Below are 5,521 nucleotides of genomic sequence, written 5' to 3' on the forward strand. Positions count from 1 at the left end.
GAATAAATGATATAGAAAAGATTCTGATCGAGATAAATGCAAAAATAGATAATTTTATAGGATATGAAGAACTTACAGAGAAAGAACGGAGGGAACTGAGGAAAATACGTGAGGAAGTCAAACGTGGCGAGTATGTTAGCTTTGATGAGGTTTTCGGTGGAGAAAGTGTATGAAATAATATTTTCAAGGAAGGCAGCTAAATTCATATCAGGCCTGCCTAAAAAGTACAGAGAAAAGATAAAGAATATTCTGGAAAATCTCCGAGAGAACCCCTACGCCTATCCTTATAAGAAGATAAAAGGTGAAGTCAATGTCTATAGAATAAGAATTGGAAGGTATAGATTATTGTATGAGGTAGATAAGAAGAACGGTAGGATTATTGTCTTGAAAATAGACAAAAGGGAGCGAGTATATGAATAATAGCAGCGATTTTCACAGCTAAAGCCTAAATTTCATTTTCTTAAGCTCTTATGGCGTTTGAACAACTTATTTTAGCAATCTATAGCTCCTTCTGTACACCCTTTATCTAAATCTTAAGAGTGCTGCTTTAGTTTAGATGCTATTGTTAAAAATATTATTATAATTATTATTAAAAGGAGGGAGACATAGGGAGGAATATCTATACCGAAAGCAGATAAGATGAAAGCAAGGCCTAGATATACCAGATATACCGCCAGACCTTTCTCCAGATTTTCCACGAGCCTTAAACCGTGCTCCAGCAGAAAGTACAGGGCTCTCAGCCCAAGTACAGCCATTATGTTGGATGTATATGCGGTGAAGAACTCCCTAGTTATCGCTAGAACAGCTGGAACCGAGTCGAGGGCGAACATTATGTCTGTGGTCTCAATAGCAACTAAAACGAGGATCAGAGGTGTGAAGAGCCTCTTTCCGTTCTGTTTTACAGTGAAACCTCCTTCACCATAAGTTGGGGCTATGGGCAGGAACTTCTTGGCCAAGTTCACCGCTTTATTTTTCTGAGGATCGACAGAACCTCTCACTTCTCCGGCAATCTTAAAACCTGTGTATATTAAGAGCGCACCAAATATGTAAACCATCCAGTGAAACATCTGCAGGAGGATCACTCCTGCAAATATGAAGATGGCCCTGAAGACGGCTGCGCACACTATTCCCGCTAGCAGGACTATATGCTTGCTCCTCTCCGGTACAGCAAAATATGTAAATATAACTAAAAAAACAAATAAATTATCTATTGAGAGCATTTTTTCAGCTATATAAGCAGTTATATATTTTATAAACTCTTCCATACCATAGAACTCTAATATAATGATAGAAAAGAAGAAACCTATCGCTATCCATATGACCGTCCAGAAAAGGCTGTCCCTGAACGTTATCCTCTTTTTCCTTTCCCAATAAATAAAATCTATAATTAGAAATATAATTATCACTAAGTGAAAAGCAATCCAGAAGTAAATTGATGGCTGCATGGACTGAGGCTAGTGATCCACCTATTAAAAATCTTTACCCTCTAGGGATCTGGCCAAGCAGCTTGATATGTCCTCCACTTTTAATCCAGCTCTGGAGAGGGATGCAAGGCATATTGGGCACATCACAACAACCTTTTCCCCGTATTTCCTGAGCTCATCTGCCCTTAATCTTGCAATTTTTCCTGAGAGAGAGGGAAAGAGGGATTCAACAGGTCCACCGCAGCAAAAGGTCATATCCCTGCTTCTTTTTGGCTCTATTATCCTGAATCCAGCTGAGGAGAGCAGACTTCTCGGTTGTTCTATCACGTTCTCGAGTCTGGCATAGATGCATGAGTCGTGTATGACAACATCCTCTTTCACGCTTCCCCTGACCTCAGGCAGAAGCTCTAGGTAGCTCTGAACCTCCAGATCAAACTCCATGTATTTTGGATAAACGGATCTCATGACATTGGTTGTATGAGGATCTATTGTTATAATCTTTTTAACACCTCTTTCCTTAAGCGTTCTGTACACCTCAGCAGCATGTTTCTCAAAATCCCTCTCCAAGCCTAGATCATGAAGAAGGGCGCCTGAATACATCTCCTCCCCATATAAATAACCGAAGGAAATTCCGGCCTTCATCAAAAGCTTGGCTATATTCCTGACAATCTCAAGCTGTTTCATCTGCTCCTCCTTTGAAACTCTTATAATTCCGGTCAAGTTGAACAATTTTCCGAAGACTTTTCCAGTTTTTAGCACAAGAGGGGAAAAGCCTCTCCCCTCTACTCTCTCCAAAAGGGAGACAAAGGAGTTGAGGTAGGGTATCATCTGGTAGAGAAGGCCTGTGTATATTACTGTATCCCCTCCAAAGGGTATGTTGAGGCCATCAGCCCATCCAGTTGCAGCTCTCTCCGGTATCGGAACTGGGCTTCCCCTCCTCCTAGTGTTTTCAACTATTATATCAAGGATCTCTCTCATCATCAAAATCCCCTCAAGATGTAGGATCTGAACTTCCTTATGTCCTCCCTTATGTCTATTCCAGCTGGGCACTGAGTGCTACATGCGCCACAGAGGAGGCATGAGAATATCCCATCAATCCCCTTTCTGCTCCTTCCACCATCCCTCAGGAGTATCATTATTGTATTAATTCTACCTCTGGCACCATAAACCCTGTCGTTCATCACTTTTAAAGTTGGACAGACCCACTCACAGAAACCACAGAAGGAGCACTTTGACACATCCCTTAATATCTCCTTCCTCAGCTCCTCTGTCATTCCTGTCACCAAAGCTTTCCCGGATTGAGAATTCCCTTTGGATCGAATGCTCTTTTTATCTCCTTCATTATCTCAAGTGCCTTTAACCCCTCCTTTCTCTCCATCTCCATCAGGAGAAACTCCTTCTTCGTTGTCCCTATCCCATGCTCTGAGCTGATAGTGCCATCAAGCTCGATAGCAAGCTTCATGAGCTCATCCAGAAACTCCAGAGCTCTTCTTTTTCCCTCCTCATCTCCTTCCTCAAACCAGACATTCGGATGAAGGTTTCCATCTCCTATATGACCTCCAAGCGTGATGTTCACATTGTGCTTTTCTGCAAGATCCCTTATCCTCTTCACGCATTCAGCCAGCCTAGACGGTGGAACGGATATGTCCTCTATGAAGAAGATGGATCTCCTCTCCACATCTCTTCTTCTCTCAGCGGCTATCTTTATCGAAGCAGGATAAAAGCCCCTTCTCATGTCAAATATCCCCATTTCCTCAGCTTCCTTCATCGAGCTTGCCTTGAAAACAGCCGATGCATTGTTTTCCTTCATTATCTCCTCAAGCATCAATAACATTCTATCAGCAGCCTCTCTGGCGATATCAACGCTTATTATGAGAAGATTTCCCTCCCCCTGTATTCTCGGCTTCATCACCTTTGCTGCATCAACTGTCTGGGAATCGAGAAATTCGGCTATGTACAGGTTTATCCCCCTTCTCTTCAGCTCGACAACAGCGTTCACCAGATCATCCAAGCTTGGGAAGAAGGCCGCAATGCTCACTATGTTCTCCGGTATTGGGACTATCTTAAGAGTGGCCTCAGTTACAACTGCTAGAGTTCCCTCGCTTCCAACTATGAGACGAATTAAATCATAGCCAGCTCTGTACTTTGTCGTCCTTCCTCCCAGCCTTAAAACTGTACCTTTTTCATCGGGAAGCACTACTTCTAGGCCTAAAACTGCATCCTTCATCGTTCCATACCTTAGGCCCATCATTCCCCCAGCTCCTGAGTTTATTGCTCCTCCAACAGTTGCCGATTTCACCGATGCGGGGTCTATTGGGAACATATAGCCGACTTCAGCCAGAACCTCGTTCAGCTCAACAAGCCTAACTCCTGGCTCCGCTATTGCATACATATCTACTACACTGTACTCCTTTATTCTGTTCATCCTGCTGAGGCTGAGTATCACACCATCATCGCTTGGAGTTGACGATCCAACAAGCTCACTTGTCGAGCCCTGAGGATATATCTTCAGGTCTCTTCTGTAAGCATAGGAGAGGAGGGCTGATACCTCATCAGTGGATTTTGGAAAAACTACTGCAAGAGCACTTCCCTCTATATACGCAGCATCTCTTGAGTAAAGCTTTATCGTGAGCTCATCATCCTCGACAGATTCCCTTCCAAGGATCTTTCTCAGATCCTCAACTATCCTCTTTCTCTCCACCATTGAGAGAGTTCTGCTGCAAAAAGCTAAAAACTTATCCTAGCATGAGTTTATTTTACAAGACCATGAAGAGATCCCGATAAAGCCTTCAGCAAAGTTGTTAAAAAGGCCAGAAGACCCCGAGTGAGGATGTTCTGCAGGCTGATTTTACCTAAGGATCAGGAACAAGAAGGACGATACTAATGGCACGGATATGTTGTCCTCAATCCCATAAAGCTCAGCAAAGGAGGTTGCAGCTGCTATCACAGCTGACCTGACCGGATCAATCATAAAAGCCATTACAACAAAGTAGGAGAGAAATCCCGCTAAAGTGCCCTCAATTGTCCCCTTAGACATTGGAATTCCCCTCTTTCCCATGGTAATTCCAGCTATTGCTGAGATCCCATCAACAAAGATCATCGCCAGAACCCCAGCTATAAAGCAATCTCCGAATATCATGTAGGAGCTTCCTATCCCAATAACCCCTGTGAGAAGGCCGATCCATCCTGCTCTTTTCTCATAATCCCTCTCAAGCCTCTCTATTGACATGGCAAACTGAGATGTAAGCTTATCCATTCCCTCTATTCTCACTCTTTTTGCTACTTGCGCCAGCTCTGCTGGAATTCCCTTTGCTCTAACCGCATAAAGCCAAGCGGATGCAGCTACTATAAGACCATAAGCATTAACGGGATCATATTTTAGGGGAGAAGAAAGAAAATATGGAGCAAACATGAGCGCGGAAAGGGCGATGTGAAGAAGCTTTCTCTCTATCTCAGCTCTCATATGACATCTGCTGTGGCAAGGTAAAAAACTTTCAGCTTAATAATTTATCAATCTCAAACCTTTCGGTGAGCTATCCGCCCTGAAGGCGAGGCTTCCAGCGTTTAGGGCAGGCTTTACGCCTGTCCCCTCATCTCTCCCTGTCCTCCCTGATCAGCTTGGCAATCTCCCCATCTGGAATCTCAGGTAGCCTCTCAAGAAGCTTTTTTGCTCTTTCCTCTAGCTTTCTTATGGCTTTTCTCCTGACTTCCTCCTTCAGAGCTTTTCTAATGACAGAACCTAGCTTTATCTCCAGCTCATCCACTAGATTCTTGAGCTTTCTCGAAACTTTCGCTGCGATAGCTACGTAATTTCCCACAGTGAACTCTCTAGGGATAACCTTGATAGAGTTTACAGATAAAGCCAACAGAATGAGGATTATCTTAATGAAACTTTATTAACACATAAAATCTTAAGTTCCTATGTTCGAGAAGGAAGAAGGGATTGATGGCATCGTTGGACTTGGCCTCAAGTCGAACTATTAGTGGAAGGGAGAGGATCTTGTGGAAGCTTTGAGGAAGATATATTCTGATAATGGATGCAAGCATGTTGAAGGCGCTGTATAAGCGGAGGTAATGGGAAAAAGGAGCTTCCTAAG

General features: G+C 43.3%; 7 protein-coding genes. 1 reads left to right on the forward strand and 6 read right to left on the reverse strand.

From position 1 onward, the window contains the following. Positions 1-165 precede the first annotated feature (165 nt). Positions 166-420: a type II toxin-antitoxin system RelE family toxin gene (locus tag D6D85_RS02045; protein ID WP_125670420.1), complete on the forward strand. Its 255-nt coding sequence runs from the start codon at positions 166-168 to the stop codon at positions 418-420. 113 nt (positions 421-533) lie between these two features. Here D6D85_RS02045 and D6D85_RS02050 read toward each other — a convergent pair whose 3' ends face one another. The 6 genes from D6D85_RS02050 to D6D85_RS02075 all read right to left on the reverse strand — a co-directional run bounded on the left by D6D85_RS02050 (position 534) and on the right by D6D85_RS02075 (position 5,290). Then, positions 534-1,445 carry a TerC/Alx family metal homeostasis membrane protein gene (locus tag D6D85_RS02050; RefSeq protein ID WP_125670421.1) on the reverse strand — a complete coding sequence of 304 codons (912 nt, stop codon included), beginning with the start codon at positions 1,443-1,445 and terminating at the stop codon, positions 534-536. A gap of 24 nt (positions 1,446-1,469) precedes the next feature. Continuing rightward, positions 1,470-2,405, reverse strand: coding sequence for a (Fe-S)-binding protein (locus D6D85_RS02055; protein ID WP_125670422.1), 936 nt, complete (start codon positions 2,403-2,405; stop codon positions 1,470-1,472). Continuing rightward, a complete protein-coding gene (locus D6D85_RS02060) occupies positions 2,405-2,698 on the reverse strand; it encodes a (Fe-S)-binding protein (RefSeq protein WP_125670423.1) in 294 nt (97 codons plus the stop codon). Before D6D85_RS02060 ends, D6D85_RS02055 begins: the two co-directional genes overlap by 1 nt. Before the next feature lie 5 nt (positions 2,699-2,703). Further along, a complete protein-coding gene (locus D6D85_RS02065) occupies positions 2,704-4,128 on the reverse strand; it encodes an FAD-binding oxidoreductase (RefSeq protein ID WP_125670424.1) in 1,425 nt (474 codons plus the stop codon). 144 nt (positions 4,129-4,272) lie between these two features. Further along, positions 4,273-4,887, reverse strand: a complete 615-nt coding sequence (locus tag D6D85_RS02070; protein ID WP_125670425.1) for a hypothetical protein — start codon at positions 4,885-4,887, stop codon at positions 4,273-4,275. 127 nt (positions 4,888-5,014) lie between these two features. Next, positions 5,015-5,290, reverse strand: coding sequence for a hypothetical protein (locus D6D85_RS02075; RefSeq protein ID WP_237558714.1), 276 nt, complete (start codon positions 5,288-5,290; stop codon positions 5,015-5,017). Between the last annotated feature and the right edge of the window lie 231 nt (positions 5,291-5,521).

This window comes from Candidatus Methanodesulfokora washburnensis (genome assembly GCF_003947435.1).
GTDB classification, from domain to species: Archaea; Korarchaeota; Korarchaeia; order Korarchaeales; family Korarchaeaceae; genus Methanodesulfokora; species Methanodesulfokora washburnensis.